A 16,156-nucleotide genomic window follows, 5' to 3' on the forward strand; every position below is an offset into this window, starting at 1 on the left:
CGCAAACTCGCAAACTCGCAAACTCGCAAACTCGCATTGGCTCAATTATTGCATTGTTAATAATATCATTAATCACTGTGTCAAATTGCTGATGGATACTAATCATCTCGATAAACAAAACTTCTTTGATTTAGGCAATCTTAATACGTTACGTCAAGATGCCTTAAAAAGTGGTGCCTCGCCTGAAGCATCGAAAGAAGCGCTAAAAAAAGCAGCGGCACAATTTGAATCTATTTTTACGCAGATGCTTCTTAAAAGTATGCGTAAAGCAAATGAAGCGTTTGAAGACGAAGACAGTCCTTTTAATTCCAGTGGTGTAAAGTTTTTTGAAGAAATGCATGATCAACAGTTATCAGTTGATTTATCTTCAAAAGGGTCATTGGGTTTAGCCGATCTCATAGTGCAACAACTTTCTCCTGATGGAAAAAACTTTACCCCTAGTTCAGTGCTGCGTACTGTTGATGATTTTACCAGTGATCAACGTGCAACAGGTACGAATACTGAAAACACGGCTGACACCAAGGCTGTTAATAGCAGCCCATCAACAGCGCAAAAACCTCAGTTTGAAAATGCAGAAGATTTTATTAGTAGTGTTTGGGAGCATGCAAAAACAGCAGCTGAAAAAATTGGTTTGAACCCTGCTGTGATGGTTGCACAAGCAGCTCTTGAGACTGGTTGGGGTAAGCATATTATTAATAAAAGTGATGGCAACAGCAGCTTTAACTTATTCAATATCAAATCAGATAGAGGCTGGCAGGGTGAGAAAGCCAATAAAATGACACTCGAATTTGAGCAAGGTACACCAGTAAAAAGACAAGCTAGCTTTAGAGCATATGATTCGATTAAAGACAGCGTGAATGACTTTGTGCAGTTTTTAACGGAAAACCCACGCTACCAAGAAGCATTACAAAATACCGCAAAACCGGCCGCTTTTTTAGACTCTTTACAAAAAGCCGGTTATGCCACAGACCCCAATTATGCCGAAAAAATTAAGCAAGTACTTAATCGTACAGAACTTAAAACACTGGCGACAACATTGGTTCGCCAAGGAGTAAATTAAGATGTCGTTTAATTTATTAGACATTGCAAATTCAGGCGTTCGCGCTAATTCAGAATTGCTACAAACGACCAGTAAAAACATTGCCAATATAAATACAGTTGGTTATGTACGTGAGCGTACAGAGCATATGACCATGATCGACAATCAAGTTGGTCGTGGTGAAACATATCGATTATTGAATGAATTTGCTCAAAAGCAGCTCAATCGCGATACTTCAAATAAAACCTTTTTTGATCAATTTGTTACAGAAGCAGGCCGGGTTGATAGCTTGTTTTCTCAAGAATCCAATAGCTTATCGAGCAGTATGAATTCGTTATTCAACAATGTGCAGGAAAGCTTAAATCAGCCATCATCAACAGTTGCACGTTCGTTGGTTATGACAGATGCAGAAAATTTGATTGATCAAATGGATCGTTTGTCAGGCATTGTATTTGATCAAAAAAACATCGTGAATGAGCAGTTAGAAATTTTTTCTGATGAAGCGAATACATTGATTCAAAATATTAGCAGTTTGAATAAGCAAATAGCTACGGTAAATGGTACGCGCAATGAGGCAAACTCAAGCACCATGTATAACGAGCGAGACCTTGCTATTCGTAAGTTATCGGAATTAATAGATGTAGAGACTCTTGATGGCCCCAACGGTGAAAAGCTGGTATTTATGGGGACCGGTGAATCACTCGTAATGCAAGACGGCGCATTTAATTTGTTTTCGATGGCGGGTGATCCGGATCCTAATTTTAAAGAATTACGTTTAGATATAAATGGCGGCAAAGCTGTGCCGCTTGATGTTGATGTAAGTAAACTTAAAGGTAAGATTGGTGGGTTACTAGCATTTCGTGATGATATTTTAGTGCCAGCACAAAACCAGCTTGGCCAAATGGGGCTTGCAATTGCTGATGCTTTTAACCAACAAAACCGTTTAGGGATGGACGGCAACGGTGAACTTGGTGGGGACATTTTTACAATTCCAACGGTTGGCGGTTACGCCTATCAAGCTAATACAGGTAACTCAAGCATGACGGCTACCCTAGAGCCTGGTAAAGGCAGTGAAATTCCTGCTAGTGACTTTATTGTTACTTATACCAGTGGTACAACGGTAGAAATACAACCTGTCGATAATAAAGGTGAACCATTAGGCTCTCCCTCAACCGCCAATATAGTTGCTGGCGTTATTGATTCATCGACTATGACCGGTGGGGAATCTTTTGGTTTACAATTAAATGTTACAGGAACCGGTAATGTTGGCGATCAATTTGCTGTAAAACTTAATGCAGAGGCTGCATCGAGTTTAACACTTGCCACCGATAGGCCTGAATCGTTAGCGCTTGCTTCACCAATCCGTACGGCTGATAACATAAACAACACTGGCAATGCCAATATTTCAGTCGGTAGTGTAAGTAGTGTGACTTCAGGTGGTTTTACAACTACGACACCTCCGGATCTTGCTAATGGCGATATCACGATAGTGAAAACTGCTAACCCAGATGAATACACAATATCAGATGGGGTCAATACAAGTACTTTTACAGTCACTCCGCCTGCTGAAAATATGCTTTCACAAGCTGGGAATGGTTTCGAATTATATGGCTTTGACTTTAATATTGAAGGCATACCAGCAACAGGCGATAGTTTTACACTGGAGTTTAATGAAGGTGGTTTTGATGATAACCGCAATGGCTTAATGTTGGCTGGGTTACAAAGTGGTGAGTTAGTTCGACAAAATGTGACCACAACTTCAACTGCAGATAATCATAAAACATTTAATCAAGCCTATGCAGGGTTAGTTACTGATATTGGTGTTGTAACCAATCAAGCGAAGACTAATGGCGCTGCTTTTGAGGCATTAGCTCAACAGTCTGAAGCCTGGTATGAGTCACTCTCGGGAGTAAACCTTGATGAAGAAGCAGCCAATTTATTACGTTTTCAACAATCTTATGCGGCGTCTGCACAAGTGCTATCAACAGCCCGTACAATTTTTGATACTTTACTTAATGCTGCGAGGTAATTATGCGTTTATCTAATAATTTGATGTACCAAAACAGTGTTAATTCGATTTTGAATAATCAGCAAAATGTCAATAAAGCACAAGAGCAAGTTAATACCCAAAAGCGAGTGCTTACAGCTTCAGATGATCCATCGGCAACAGCACGGGCGTTACTGTATACCGATCGTATACAAGCGAATGAGCAATACAGTAAAAATATTACTATGCTGACGAGTCGTTTAAATACCCAAGAAAGTGTACTTGAGAATATTAAAGGCTCGCTTGAAAAAGCACATACATTAGCAATTCAAGCTGGTAATGGTGTTTATACAGATATAGATCGTGAAGGTATTGCTGAAGAGATTAAATCTATACAAAGTAGTGTGCTTGATTTAATGAATGCTAAAACTGAAGATGGGAAGTATATATTTTCAGGCTATCAAGATAATACCCAAACCTATTCGCTTGATTCTTCAACTGGCAAATATGTTTATGGTGGCGACCAAGGCCAGCATAAAATTAAAGTAGCAGAAGGAGTTGAAATTAAATCCAGTGATAATGGGGTTGATACGTTTGAAAAGGTCAATGCACGTTTAGACGTCGCCTCGAATGATGGTGTTGCATCAGGAGGGATCACTAGTGCAAAAGTGTATGTGCGTGAACAAGCTCAGTTTGACTCTTTTCATAAAGCAAATTATAACGCTGATCCTGCTGCCGCAGTCGGAGCAAATACGTTTAATATTATAACGACAGCAGGTACACCTAATACTTATCAGGTTGAACAAGGTGGAAGTGTGATCAGCTCTGGCAGCTTTGAGGGATCACAAATTAAATTTGCAGGGTTGGAAATCGACATTAGCCCCGTGGCAAATGGGCAGGTAGACTTTACTTTAGAAGCACCGCAAAAAGAAAATATTTTAAACACCTTAAATGATTTGATCGCAGGACTGACTGATCCAACAATTAGCCAAGAAGATTATGAGCAAGTATTGGCAGCGGCCATGATCCAGATCGACAATAGTAAAAATCAGGTCTCTTTAACGCAGGCTGGTTTAGGTGGGCGGTTAAATACAGCTGAAAAAATCACGCAATCTAATAGTGACCTTGATGTAAATAACAAATCTTCTCGTGCAGATTTAATTGAACTCGATATGGCTGAGGCCATTACTGAACTCACGAAGCAAGAAACTGCACTACAAGCCTCGCAGGCAACTTTTGGCCGCTTGGCTAAATTATCACTGTTCGATTACTTATAAGTAAGTAAAGGAGTAAGGCAATATATTGCCTTACTCTCGTATTTTTCCAGCCTTTTAAGATCATCTCCTTACTATTTAACAGCTTAATAATTTCCTGAAGAAAAAGACCTGTACAGTAATCCTTGTAGTTTTTTAATGAGCTTTATTAATTTAGTCACTATAAAATTCATTAAATTACATGAGCTTAAAAAATAATGGAAAAAAAATAAAAAAAAAGCTAAAGGATTTTTTTGCTAGACCGATAACTTAATTAACCAAGCAAAGCGTTGTAAATAACAACCACTGCTTAATCTAGTAAGTTTGAGAGTAAATGATAAGTTTACTTCTGGAGAGATATCATGGCTTTATATGTAAATACAAATGTTAGCGCGTTAAACGCACAAAGACAATTAAATAATTCTGGTAATGCACTGGATACATCATTCCAACGTTTATCATCAGGTTTTCGTATTAACAGTGCGAAAGATGATGCGGCTGGCCTACAAATTTCTGACCGTTTAACATCACAAATTAACGGTTTGAACCAAGGTAACCGTAACGCGAACGATGGTATTTCACTAGCACAAACAGCTGAGGGTGCATTAGACGAAGTAACATCAATGTTCCAACGTATCAGAACATTATCACAGCAAGCAGCTAACGGCTCAAATACTGATGAAGACCGTTTAGCGGTGCAAGAAGAGATTCGCTCTCTTTCATCAGAAGTGAATCGTGTTGCTGCAGATACAACGTTTGGTGGTCAAAACCTATTAGATGGTTCTTTCTCGGCTAACTTTCAAGTAGGTGCAGATGCCGTTCAGAATATCAGCTTTAGTATGGCATCGGTTGGTGGTACTGCTAACTCTATCGCAGCTAATGGTGGTTTCACCATGTCAGGTATTGCAGGTGTTGCCAGTGCGGTAACCGGCGCTAGTTTAAGTGCGACAGCTGGAACAATCAGCTCGCAAGTAGGTGCATCAGCAGACCAAACAGCATTTTCATCAGTATTTACTGCTGGTGGTATCAGTGTATCTTCACAGGCTAATGCGCAAGCGGTAATGGCTGGTATGGATTCGCTTATCGCGGTTGTTGATAAAAAACGAGCTGAGCTGGGTGCGGTACAAAATCGTTTTCAGTCAACGATTCGTAACCAATCAAATATCTCAGAGAATCTAAGTGCTGCAAAATCACGTATTAAAGATACTGACTTTGCTCAAGAAACTGCAAACTTAACAAAAATGCAGATTCTACAACAGGCTAGCCAAACAATTCTTAGCCAGGCTAATCAACGTCCACAGGCTGCATTAAGTCTTCTAGGATAAGTTGGTTGGAAATAGTCAATTAATTGACTAAGAATGTAGCGCCTTTGTTTAATGGGGTATTAACAAAGGCGCTGAAACGGATTGATAAAGCGGAGGCGCTTAAAAATCCTGTATTGTTCTAACATTTGTAAGAACATAAATTATTAAGCATAAAATATGCCAATAATTAAAACCTACTCTCAAACTTATCTTCAAAGGGCCTTATAGGCCCTTTTCTCTTTTTTTCTAATTCAATGCAACTCTATCTATAAAGTTGGCCTAAAGATTGCTCAATACTTATTAAGTTTTTAAATTAACCTGCAAAGTGGCAGTTTATTGCCCCGGGCCAATCTTACTTGGCTGCTGTAACTAGTCACTTTGTCAAAACTCCACTCATTTTAGAGTGGCTTTAATTTGACAGATAAGAAGAGAGTTTATTATGGCTTTATTTGTAAATACGAATGTTAGTGCGCTTAATGCGCAAAGACAGCTTGAAAGAACTGGAAACGACTTAGATACTTCCTTTAAACGTTTATCATCTGGTCTGCGTATTAACAGCGCGGCGGATGATGCTGCTGGTTTACAAATATCGGATCGTTTGCAATCGCAAATCTTGGGTTTAAACCAAGGCAACCGTAATGCGAATGACGGTATCTCGCTGGCACAAACGGCTGAAGGTGCGCTTGATGAAATTACTTCTACATTTCAACGTATCCGAACACTTGCTCAGCAATCAGCAAATGGCTCTAATACAGATGAAGATAGGCTCGCTATCCAAGAAGAGATTAGACAGTTATCTGATGAGGTTAACCGAATTGCCACGGACACTACATTTGGTGGTCAAAATTTACTAGATGGCTCCTATTCTGCAAGCTTTCAGGTAGGTGCGGATGCTGTACAGACTATTGGTTTTAGTATGCAGTCTGTTGGCGATACAGCAAATTCTCTTGCTGCTAATGGTGGTTTTACTATATCAGGTGTTGCTGGTGTTGCTTCAGCCGTGGGTGGTAAAGCACTTTCAACGCTCGCAGCTAATGTAAGCTCAGTTGATGGCGCAACGGCATCAACAACATTAGATTTTTCTGCTGTGTTTACAGCCGCTGGTATTAGTGTGTCATCACAAGTAAATGCACAGGCTGTGTTTGCGGGTATGGATTCGCTAATAGCGGTGGTTGATAAAAAACGCGCTGAATTAGGTGCGGTACAAAACCGTTTTCAGTCGACAATACGAAATCAAGCCAATATTTCTGAAAACTTAGCCTCTGCTAAATCCAGAATTAAAGACGCTGATTTTGCAATGGAGACTGCTAACTTAACTAAAAACCAAATTTTACAACAAGCTAGCCAAACAATATTAGGTCAAGCAAATCAAAGGCCTCAGGCTGCATTAAGCTTGTTACAGGGTTAAAATAGTATAACGTTGTTAAAAATTTATAAATAAAGCTAAAGTTTCCGTTTTATCTGACGATAACTGACTTAGAGAACTAAAAATCTAGGACTCTCAGTCTGGAGTAATAACAGGGTAGGGGTATCCCGTTGTTATTCTATTTAAAATGATAAAGCGGAGGCTATTATGGCTTTATATGTAAATACTAATGTGAGTTCATTGAACGCACAACGCCAGTTGATGAAATCTGGTAACCAGCTCGATACATCCTTTCAACGTCTATCATCAGGTTTTCGCATTAATAGTGCAAAAGATGATGCTGCAGGCATGCAAATATCTAACCGTTTAACTAGTCAAATAAATGGTTTGAATCAAGGTAACCGAAATGCTAATGATGGGATCTCACTTGCGCAGACTGCTGAAGGCGCACTTGATGAGACTACGTCAATGTTCCAGCGTATTCGTACTCTTGCTCAACAAGCTTCAAACGGTTCAAATACAGATGAAGATCGTTTAGCAGTACAAGAAGAAATTCGTTCATTATCAGAAGAAGTGAATCGTGTTGCTGCAGATACAACATTTGGTGGTCAAAATCTCCTAGATGGTTCATTCTCAGCTAACTTCCAAGTTGGTGCTGATGCTGTACAGAATATTAGCTTTAGTATGGCTTCTGTTGGTGGCACTGCAAACTCGGTTGCGGGTAATAATGGCTTTACTATGTCAGGTATTGCAGGTGTAGCAAGTGCTGTGACAGGTGCAAGCTTAAGTGCTACTGCGGGAACAATTAGTTCGCAGGTTGGTGCTTCAGCTGATAATACCGACTTTGCAACTGTATTTACAGCAAGTGGTATTAGTGTATCTTCTCAAGCTAACGCACAAGCGGTAATGGCTGGTATGGATGCAATGATTGCAGTAGTTGATAAAAAGCGTGCCGAACTCGGTGCTGTGCAAAATCGTTTTCAATCAACTATTCGTAACCAATCTAACATTTCAGAAAACTTGAGTGCTGCTAAGTCACGTATTAAAGATACTGATTTCGCTGCCGAAACAGCTAATTTGACTAAATCTCAAATATTACAACAAGCAAGCCAATCTATTTTGAGTCAAGCAAACCAGCGTCCACAAGTAGCATTATCGTTACTAGGCTAGACGGTTAATTAGGTCATTATTGAGATATTGTCTCGATAATGACTTATACTTTGTTTGTATTTTGAAGGAGAGCTACTATGGCTGACTTAGGTGGAATAATTAAATCGAGTGAAAACTTCACCGCTAATTCATCTTTTACAAATAAAAATGAGTTAAACGAAGCAAGTAAAAAAGCAACTGTTGAAAAAGCTGGTACAAAAATTGCTGGTAGAGAGCCCGCACTTGTTGATAATAGTCAGCAACTTGATTCTGAAAGTGAAAGAAAAGCACTGATCGACGAAGTGAAAGAAAACTTAGAGAAATTAAATAAATATATTCCTGTGACGGCAACAAATTTAAAATTTGAATTTGATGAGCAGGGTGATCCACCAATAATTAAAGTGTTTGATAAAACAAGCGAAGAAGTTATTCGTGAAATTCCAACTGAAGAGTTTAGAGAAGTTGCTAAAGCTTTAGATGAATTTGCCGATAAACTAACTAACAAAGGTTTGTTACTAAATCAAACTGTATAATATTTTTTGGAACAGATAGTAGGAGAGAAGTATGCCACTTATAACATCCGCAGGTATTGGATCTGGGCTGGATCTCGAAAGTATCATTACAGCATCTGTTGATGCCGAAAATGTTCCAAAAATGAATGCCTTTGCAAAAAAGGACAAGTCGTTAGAAGTTGAATTATCTTCAATCGGAGAGATCAAGTCTGCGTTATCCAAGCTACAAGACACAATAAAAAAGCTAGCAGATCCTGATAATTTCAATAAACGTATTGCTAATATCACTCAACCAACAAGTGATGACGGTGATCTCGTCTCAGTTACCCCAACAAAAGATATTACGCCTGGTAATTTTAAAATTGAAGTTGTTGCACTTGCTCAAGGCAGTCGTGCAACGTCAAACGATGCCGTACCTCCTTTGTTTACATCTACTGACGATGTGGTCACTGCTTCTGGAGGCACCTTGTCATTTGCTGCTGGAGACAAAAGCTTTGACCTAACTCTTGATGCGGGTGCGACATTAGCTGATTTGCGTGACGCAATTAATGACTCGGATGATAATTTTGGTGTAACAGCAAATATAATAAATACTGGTACTGAGTCAAAGTTGGTTCTTACTTCGAGTGTGAGTGGCGCTGGTAATGACTTGGTAATTACCAATGATAATGCTGAGCTAGACAATGTATCTACAGATGCTAATGGTGGAGCTTCTGGTAGCGGTGGTATTGGTATAACAGCTGGAAATGAAGCAAAAAGTGCAGTTATAAAAGTAGATGGCATAACAATAACAAATGACACCAATACCTTTAAAGATGCTGTACAAGATATGACGATCACCGCTAAACGACAAAGCGTTGATGGAGAGACTGCAAAGTTAGCTGTTAGCTATGACCGTGAGAGCGTTACAACATTAATTGATGAATTTATTGCTAATTATAACAATGCTATAGGGCAGTTAGGTCTGCAATCGAGAGTCGGTAAACCTTTAAATAGCGATGCAACCATTCGTACTTTGAGCTCGCAAATGGTCAATATGCTTTCTACAAATTTAACGGATGCAGGGCCTTTCACAAGTATTTTCGATATTGGCTTGGGTGTTGATAAGAAAGGTTATCTAGAAAAATCAACTTTAGTCCGCAGTTTAAATACAGCAATGGATGAAAATTTTGATGATATCGGAAAGGCTTTTGCTGGTGAAAATGGTGTTGCTAAACAGTTCGAATCTTTTTTAGATAATTACGTAAGTTCAAAAGGCATTTTAAAGCAAAGAGAAGATAATTTAAATACACAGGTCACTGATTTAGAAGATGATGTACTAAAGCATGAATTTAGAATGACCGAATTAGAAAGTAGGCTTAGAAAGCAATATGCGGGTTTAGATGTGTTACTGGCGCAAATGCAATCAACACAACAGTACTTAGGAGCGCAGCTTGCGAGCTTACCTGGATTTACAAGAAACAAATCATAAATTAATTTTGATTTAAAAGGGTTTTAATATGTATAACGCCAAAGTAAAAAATTATCAGAAAGAAGCACTCAAGACCCGTGTTGCGGGTGCTGATCGCTATGAAATAATTCAAATGTTAATGGCGGGTGCGATTGAAAAAATGGTGATGTCTAAAGTTGCTATTGAAAGAAAACATATGGAAGCGAAGGCCGAACATTTATCTAAAGCGACTGCTATTATTGAAGCCTTAAGGGGCTGTTTAGATTTTAAAGTTGGTGGTGAAGTGACTGATAATTTATATGCACTTTATTCTTATATGATAGATCGCTTAGTTGATGCAACAATAAAAAATGATCCTGCAATTGTTGAAGAAGTATCTAATTTATTAAAAGAAATAAAGTCTGCTTGGGATGCTATTCCTCACGACGTTCGAGAAAAAACACTTAGTGAAAATGGTATAGATGCTAATGTCGGCTAGTTTATTGTCTCAGTTAGCCCCAGATTTGTCTGTAATTAATCAATATTTAGCTGAAGGTGATATAGAGTCAGCTCAAAGCAAGTTACTATTAATTGATAGAACATTGAAAGCACTCTTTGCCTCACCTGAGAACCTCAGCGAAAACGATGTGTTATTTTTATCGGATTTTTCAATCAAATTGAATACTACGGTATTAGAAATAAGCCTCAAAAAACAGCAGGCTGCAAAAGAACTTGGTGTTCATATTAATACGCAAAAAAAAATAAATGTGTATAAAAATATCAAGTAGGTAACCGACATGATAAAGAATATAGATATTAATAACGAGCTTGAGCACATCTCAGAAAAACTTGAAAAAACTATTAAACATCAAGAAAGAGAGGCTATTTTTGCTACAGAAGCAAATGAGCGATTTGAAAAGAATTGGCAATGTTTCACTCATTATTACCCTGAGATTGTAGCAGCTTTATCTAAGCTGCAACTCCGCGATGATTTTTGTATTCATGTCACGCAAAGTGGTCATGGAAATATTATACCTAAAAATGCATTAGCTCCCCTTTATTCTCAAAACCCTCTCGAGCAGAGCCAGGAGCAGGTTAGGCGTCAGATTGAACATCCTGTTTTTAGCTTAACAGATTATACAGGCTACCCAGATAGCAGTTCTGATAAACGTCTTCATACAGAGTATATGGTTAAGCTTGGTCAGTTTATGCGTAAATTGCGCAAGTATGACGAGAAAAAAATAGCCCAATTACCTTGTCACTTCCCATCGGGAATTATTTTTGGAGTGGGATTAGGATATCACATACCTGAATTATTAAATCATACTGAGTTTGATTATTTATTTATTATTGAGCCAGATATCGAACAGTTTTATGCAAGCTTATTTTGTATTGATTGGTTTGATGTTATTAAAAAAATTGATGACCAAGGAAACTGCCTTTTCTTTAATCTGGGAGCAGATAAAAACACGTTTATTCAAGATTTAGAAAATGTAGTTGAAGATATAGGAGCATTTTCCGCTGTAAGAAGCTTTTGTTATCAGCATACACCTGGACGTGAAATTAATGAGTTAATAGCCAACTGGGCTGCGGATTATTTTCGTTTTCAAATGGGGCACGGCTTTTTCAATGATGCAATAACTGGGTTTGCACACTCGATAGCTCATATTGAAAGTAATCAGTCTTTTCTTACAAATAAAGCGAGTTTACCTGCTTCGTTATTAGATATACCTGTATTTATAATTGGCAATGGCCCATCTTTAGATGAAGCTGTTGAATATTTGAAAAATAATCAGAATAAAGGGATTGTTGTAGCTGCAGGATCTGCCATTGTTTCTTTAGAGCGATTGGGGATCCAGGCGGACTTTCATGTACTAGTAGAGAGACCTTATGCAAACTACAAAATAGTCGCTGATTCCTTACCGATCGAAGCGTATAAACGAGTTAATTTACTAGCCGTTAATATGGTCCATCCTAAGACAACCGAGCTATATAAGTGGTCAGGGTTAGCATTAAAAGGGAATGAAGGTGGTACTGATTTCATTAATTTTTTATCATTAAAAAATCGCTCTAAAACACTGCCATTAATTCCATATAGTAATCCACTTGTATCTAATACTGCACTCTCGTTATTTTTAAATTTTGGTTTTAAAAATGTGTATTTATTTGGTGTTGATAATGGAAGCTTACCCACAGGTAAACATCATAGTGATCACAGTTTTTATAAAAAAGATAAAGATGATGAAAAAGGAATCAGTTGTGCACCTGTCACGGAAAAAACTTTACCTGGTAATTTAAGTGATAGCTTTGTTTACACTAATGATTTATACAAAGTATCGCATAGCCAAATAGAAAAGCTGTTGGAAATATTTCCTGCAGTTGATGTATTCAATATTGGTAACGGGGCTAAAATTAAAGGCGCTATTTCATTAGCTGCTGATATATTAATTGATCCAGAAAACAGCTTAGATAAGCCTCCTTTGCTGGAGTTAATCAAGACGCGATATTTTGAAAACCTGAATTTGGATAAATTAAACGATGAAGATTACGAAATACAGCGCTTTATTGATATGTGTGACCATCTGTTAGTTATTAGTAACGAGCCTTATACAACAATCAAAGAAGCTGCAGATTTGCTTAAAAGACAGCAACGGTATGTGTATTCATTTAAAAATTCACCATTAGGTCATATTTATCATATGATGAAAGGGTCATTATTATATTATCACTGCCCACTAATTACATTGCTTTATAGTTATGAAAATGAAACGTTTACATTAGAACAATTTGATGAGCTTTTTTTACTTTGGCAAAATTATATTGTTGATATGAGAGACTACTTTGAAGATAACTACAAAAAGCCCTGTGATTTTCTTAATGATGAACAGCTTAAAATTATGAACCAAGGCTCGTAATCTTTTATACCAGTTTTTGGGCACGCTGATAACTCTCGGGCGTGCCTATATCCATATATTCATTATCTACGATCCACCCTTGCATTTTTCCAATCATGTTAGGCACTATGTCTTTGCTTAAATCATAAAATTTATCTTCTTTTAATTCTTTAAAATACCGCTCATAAACAGAATTAGAAAAAACAAAGAGTGCTCCGCTTGCGATATTTCCGGGAGGGTTAGCTACTTTCTCATGAAATTCATGGATGACATTATTGGTGTCCATAACTACAATACCGCATTGACTCGGTTGACATGAAGTAAACAGTAGTAGTGACACATCTACATTGCCCGGTTTAGTGTTATGAACGTGAATTAAGCCTTTTAAATCACTGAGGCAGAAATTATCAGCATGGATCACAATCACTTGTTCATCTTTCCAAAAGTGAGCATTTTTAATTAATGTGCCGCCAGTACCAAGTAATGTACTTTCTTTAACAATGGTTATTTTATTTCTATAGGGCGATTGGCTGATGTAGCTTTCGACCTGCTCAGCTAGATAATGGACGTTAATTAGTATTTCAGATACACCTAAATTATCTAGCTTCTCTAACCAGTAAGATAGAAGAGGGCGTCCGGAGATTGGCACTAAACATTTTGGAATTGTATTAGTCAAAGGTTTTAACCGAGTGCCTAATCCTGCTGCTAGCAATATCGCTTTCATATATTTTTGAATGACTCCAGTACTCGTTGCTGGAGCGTGTTAAAAGACAGTGGCTGATTTCCTAGTGTATCTACTTGGCAAGCGGCTGCAATACTTGCAATATAAAATGCCTGCCACGATGTCGCACCTGAGCACAAAGCAAGGCTACTGGCAGCTAAGAAGCAATCACCAGCTCCCGCAGGATCAACCGCATTACGGTTAATCGCAGGAAGCATATCATTTTCCCATTGGCCATTTTGATCTGGTAGATGGATAAAAATACCTTCTCCCGCAAGGGTAATAACCAACGACATCGGATTAGCTTTTTCACACAGTTTTTGCGCTAAAATAGGTAGACCATCATCAATGTTATTCAGAGCAACACGGACTTCTTTTTCTGTTGGTGTTATTAGCATCATATCTTTATAACGGGCAATGTCACCAACTTGAGAAGAGGTTTGGCTGTCTGCGACAACACGTACATTGTTTTCTTTGCATAAAGCAATGACTTTATCGACCAGAGTTTGAGGTAATAATCCATAATTAAAATCAGAAAATACCAGTAAATCGAAGTTGTTAATACTACTTTCAAGTTGCATGTATAAATCGGTTTGAATTTCTTTAGAAATTTTATGCTGTCGAACTTGATTGACCCTTAGAAGTGTTTTATTCCCAGCTCTATATCGTGATTTTAATGGTGTAGGGCGACTGCCATCATCGAAAAGTATAGTATCAATATTGTATGCGTTAATATGATTTTTTACGTAATCAGCTTTATCATCTTTGCCAAGTACCGAGAAAAGCGTAACTTGATTAGCTCCTAGCCCTTTTATATGACCTGCTGTAATTGCTGCTCCGCCTAAAAATGTATCCGTTCTATCTGGTGTCATCACTATGGTAGGATCCTCCTGAGATAAGCCTACCGCAGTACCTTGGATATATTCATCGACGATTATTTCGCCAATTACAGCAACACGGTTTTCACTAAATTGAGAAAATACCGTGTTGATTGATTGATAATCAAACTGATGCCTTGTTGCATAACTTTGGCATTTTTTGTAATCAAAGTTATGACCATGGCTTATTGTTCTTGTAATATATTGTTCGGAATTAGATTCGAACTCACCAGAGCCAAAAATAAGCTTTCCTCCGTACATTTCAACAAGAGCATGCTCAGGATTGTGCCTACTTTCAAACTCTTTACCTTTCACGACAATATGAGGCTTGAGGCTCTTTACGGTTTCTGCTGGAGTTAAATCTGATAAAAATGCTTCATTCACACATTCGAGGGATTGAACCATCTCTAGGCGATGTTGTTCGTTTACCCGACTCTTTAACCCCATAGATTTGTCGCTGTTAACAGCAACAATTAGTTTATCACCACACTCTTTTGCAAAACGAAGTAAGCGAATGTGGCCAGGGTGTAAAATGTCAAAGTTTCCTTGAACAAGGACTTGCTTATTCATACTTCAATATTCTCAAAAGTAATGATGGCTCTGGTAATTTCTCTTCGTTCGAGCGCCGATATTGCTTCATTGATTTGATTCAAAGAATAGCGATGGCTTATCAAAGAATTAATAGATATTTCAAGTTTTTGAATAATATCTGCAATCGATTTTAAATCTTTGTCTGGATTACAATTACCTCCCCAAGTTCCAAAAATTTGCTTTCCACAAATTAGTTGATGAGGATCTAACTTTATAAAATCGCCAGTTTTTGGATGTGAGGCAAAATAGCATTTACCGCTGTTATGTATATTATTAAAAGCGAATTCTATGGTTTCACATAGTCCAGCACTCTCAATAGCATAATCAAAGCCGTTAGGGTGTTGCTCTTTGAGTAAAGCTAGGCTTGCTTCTTCATATAAATAAGCTTCATCGGCGCCTAGTTGTAGTGCTAAGTCACATTTAGATTGTTCAATATCTACAACTATGATTTTTTTTGGTCTGAAATGTTTAAGCATTAATAGTGCACTTATGCCTATACCACCTAGTCCGATTAATATCACATTACTATTAGAGTGTGGTTGTATCTGGTTAAGAACCATACCGGCTCCTGTGGGGAGGGCGCAACCGAGTAAAACAGCTAACTCATTTGAAATACCTTCAGGGCAAATGGTTACTCTATTCTCAGATATAACAGAGTACTCTGAAAAAGTCGTAACTGGACCTGCATTGATAATTTGACCCTCTTTGCTAATTAGATGTGTCCCACCGGAATCGATTCCACTGCCTTTTAGCCAACCAAGAACGACACGATTTCCTTGTTTAACCTTGGTAACACTATTGCCAACTGCTATTACTTCACCTACACCTTCATGACCCATTAAGTGGGGCAAATACTTGTCTTCTCCTCTAAGGCCTTTACTCTCCATCAGCTGGCTTCTACACAAGCCAGCCATATGCATTTTCACCAGAACTTGATTATCTTTCAAATACGGTATTTTTAAATCGAGTAGTTGAAGGGGCTGCTCTATATCTATTAATACACCTGCTTTAAAATAAGTTGGAATATTCATAT

General features: G+C 38.0%; 14 protein-coding genes. 11 read left to right on the plus strand and 3 right to left on the minus strand.

The features are described from left to right. Window positions 1–91: 91 nt before the first annotated feature. The 11 genes from flgJ to H5182_RS08520 all read left to right on the plus strand — a co-directional run bounded on the left by flgJ (window position 92) and on the right by H5182_RS08520 (window position 12,954). A complete protein-coding gene (flgJ, locus tag H5182_RS08470; protein WP_182759885.1) occupies window positions 92–1,060 on the plus strand; it encodes a flagellar assembly peptidoglycan hydrolase FlgJ in 969 nt (322 codons plus the stop codon). Between the two features lies 1 nt (window position 1,061). Beyond that, a complete protein-coding gene (flgK, locus tag H5182_RS08475) occupies window positions 1,062–3,068 on the plus strand; it encodes a flagellar hook-associated protein FlgK (RefSeq protein ID WP_145239522.1) in 2,007 nt (668 codons plus the stop codon). Window positions 3,069–3,070: 2 nt separating this feature from the next. Further along, entirely contained in the window at window positions 3,071–4,303 is a 1,233-nt protein-coding gene (gene flgL, locus H5182_RS08480) for a flagellar hook-associated protein FlgL (RefSeq protein WP_145239518.1), read from the plus strand. Between the two features lie 338 nt (window positions 4,304–4,641). Further along, window positions 4,642–5,604, plus strand: coding sequence for a flagellin (locus H5182_RS08485; RefSeq protein WP_182730995.1), 963 nt, complete (start codon window positions 4,642–4,644; stop codon window positions 5,602–5,604). A gap of 418 nt (window positions 5,605–6,022) precedes the next feature. Beyond that, on the plus strand, window positions 6,023–6,991 hold the full coding sequence (locus H5182_RS08490) for a flagellin (protein WP_182759886.1): 969 nt from the start codon (window positions 6,023–6,025) through the stop codon (window positions 6,989–6,991). A 165-nt stretch (window positions 6,992–7,156) separates the two neighbouring features. Next, window positions 7,157–8,119, plus strand: coding sequence for a flagellin (locus H5182_RS08495; protein ID WP_149981562.1), 963 nt, complete (start codon window positions 7,157–7,159; stop codon window positions 8,117–8,119). Between the two features lie 77 nt (window positions 8,120–8,196). Further along, window positions 8,197–8,631: a flagellar protein FlaG gene (locus tag H5182_RS08500; RefSeq protein WP_149981560.1), complete on the plus strand. Its 435-nt coding sequence runs from the start codon at window positions 8,197–8,199 to the stop codon at window positions 8,629–8,631. A 31-nt stretch (window positions 8,632–8,662) separates the two neighbouring features. Beyond that, window positions 8,663–10,081 carry a flagellar filament capping protein FliD gene (gene fliD, locus H5182_RS08505; protein WP_182734918.1) on the plus strand — a complete coding sequence of 473 codons (1,419 nt, stop codon included), beginning with the start codon at window positions 8,663–8,665 and terminating at the stop codon, window positions 10,079–10,081. Window positions 10,082–10,109: 28 nt separating this feature from the next. Then, the gene (gene fliS, locus H5182_RS08510) at window positions 10,110–10,538 is read left to right on the plus strand and encodes a flagellar export chaperone FliS (RefSeq protein ID WP_149981556.1); all 429 of its coding nucleotides are present in this window, start codon (window positions 10,110–10,112) and stop codon (window positions 10,536–10,538) included. Then, complete coding sequence (locus H5182_RS08515; protein WP_149981555.1) at window positions 10,528–10,827, plus strand: hypothetical protein; 300 nt, start codon at window positions 10,528–10,530, stop codon at window positions 10,825–10,827. The genes fliS and H5182_RS08515 overlap by 11 nt, the downstream gene beginning before the upstream one ends. A 9-nt stretch (window positions 10,828–10,836) precedes the next feature. Then, the gene (locus H5182_RS08520) at window positions 10,837–12,954 is read left to right on the plus strand and encodes a 6-hydroxymethylpterin diphosphokinase MptE-like protein (RefSeq protein ID WP_182730999.1); all 2,118 of its coding nucleotides are present in this window, start codon (window positions 10,837–10,839) and stop codon (window positions 12,952–12,954) included. Between the two features lie 4 nt (window positions 12,955–12,958). Here the strand turns inward: H5182_RS08520 and H5182_RS08525 are convergent, their stop codons facing one another. From H5182_RS08525 to H5182_RS08535, 3 genes are read right to left on the minus strand one after another with little or no spacing between them, the layout of a single operon-like run. Next, on the minus strand, window positions 12,959–13,657 hold the full coding sequence (locus H5182_RS08525; RefSeq protein ID WP_182731000.1) for a nucleotidyltransferase family protein: 699 nt from the start codon (window positions 13,655–13,657) through the stop codon (window positions 12,959–12,961). Continuing rightward, window positions 13,654–15,102 carry a PfkB family carbohydrate kinase gene (locus H5182_RS08530; RefSeq protein WP_145239474.1) on the minus strand — a complete coding sequence of 483 codons (1,449 nt, stop codon included), beginning with the start codon at window positions 15,100–15,102 and terminating at the stop codon, window positions 13,654–13,656. Before H5182_RS08530 ends, H5182_RS08525 begins: the two co-directional genes overlap by 4 nt. Next, the gene (locus tag H5182_RS08535; RefSeq protein WP_145239471.1) at window positions 15,099–16,154 is read right to left on the minus strand and encodes an alcohol dehydrogenase catalytic domain-containing protein; all 1,056 of its coding nucleotides are present in this window, start codon (window positions 16,152–16,154) and stop codon (window positions 15,099–15,101) included. Before H5182_RS08535 ends, H5182_RS08530 begins: the two co-directional genes overlap by 4 nt. Window positions 16,155–16,156 lie beyond the last annotated feature (2 nt).

The organism is Pseudoalteromonas sp. SG44-17, from assembly GCF_014164235.1.
Lineage (GTDB): Bacteria > Pseudomonadota > Gammaproteobacteria > Enterobacterales > Alteromonadaceae > Pseudoalteromonas > Pseudoalteromonas rhizosphaerae.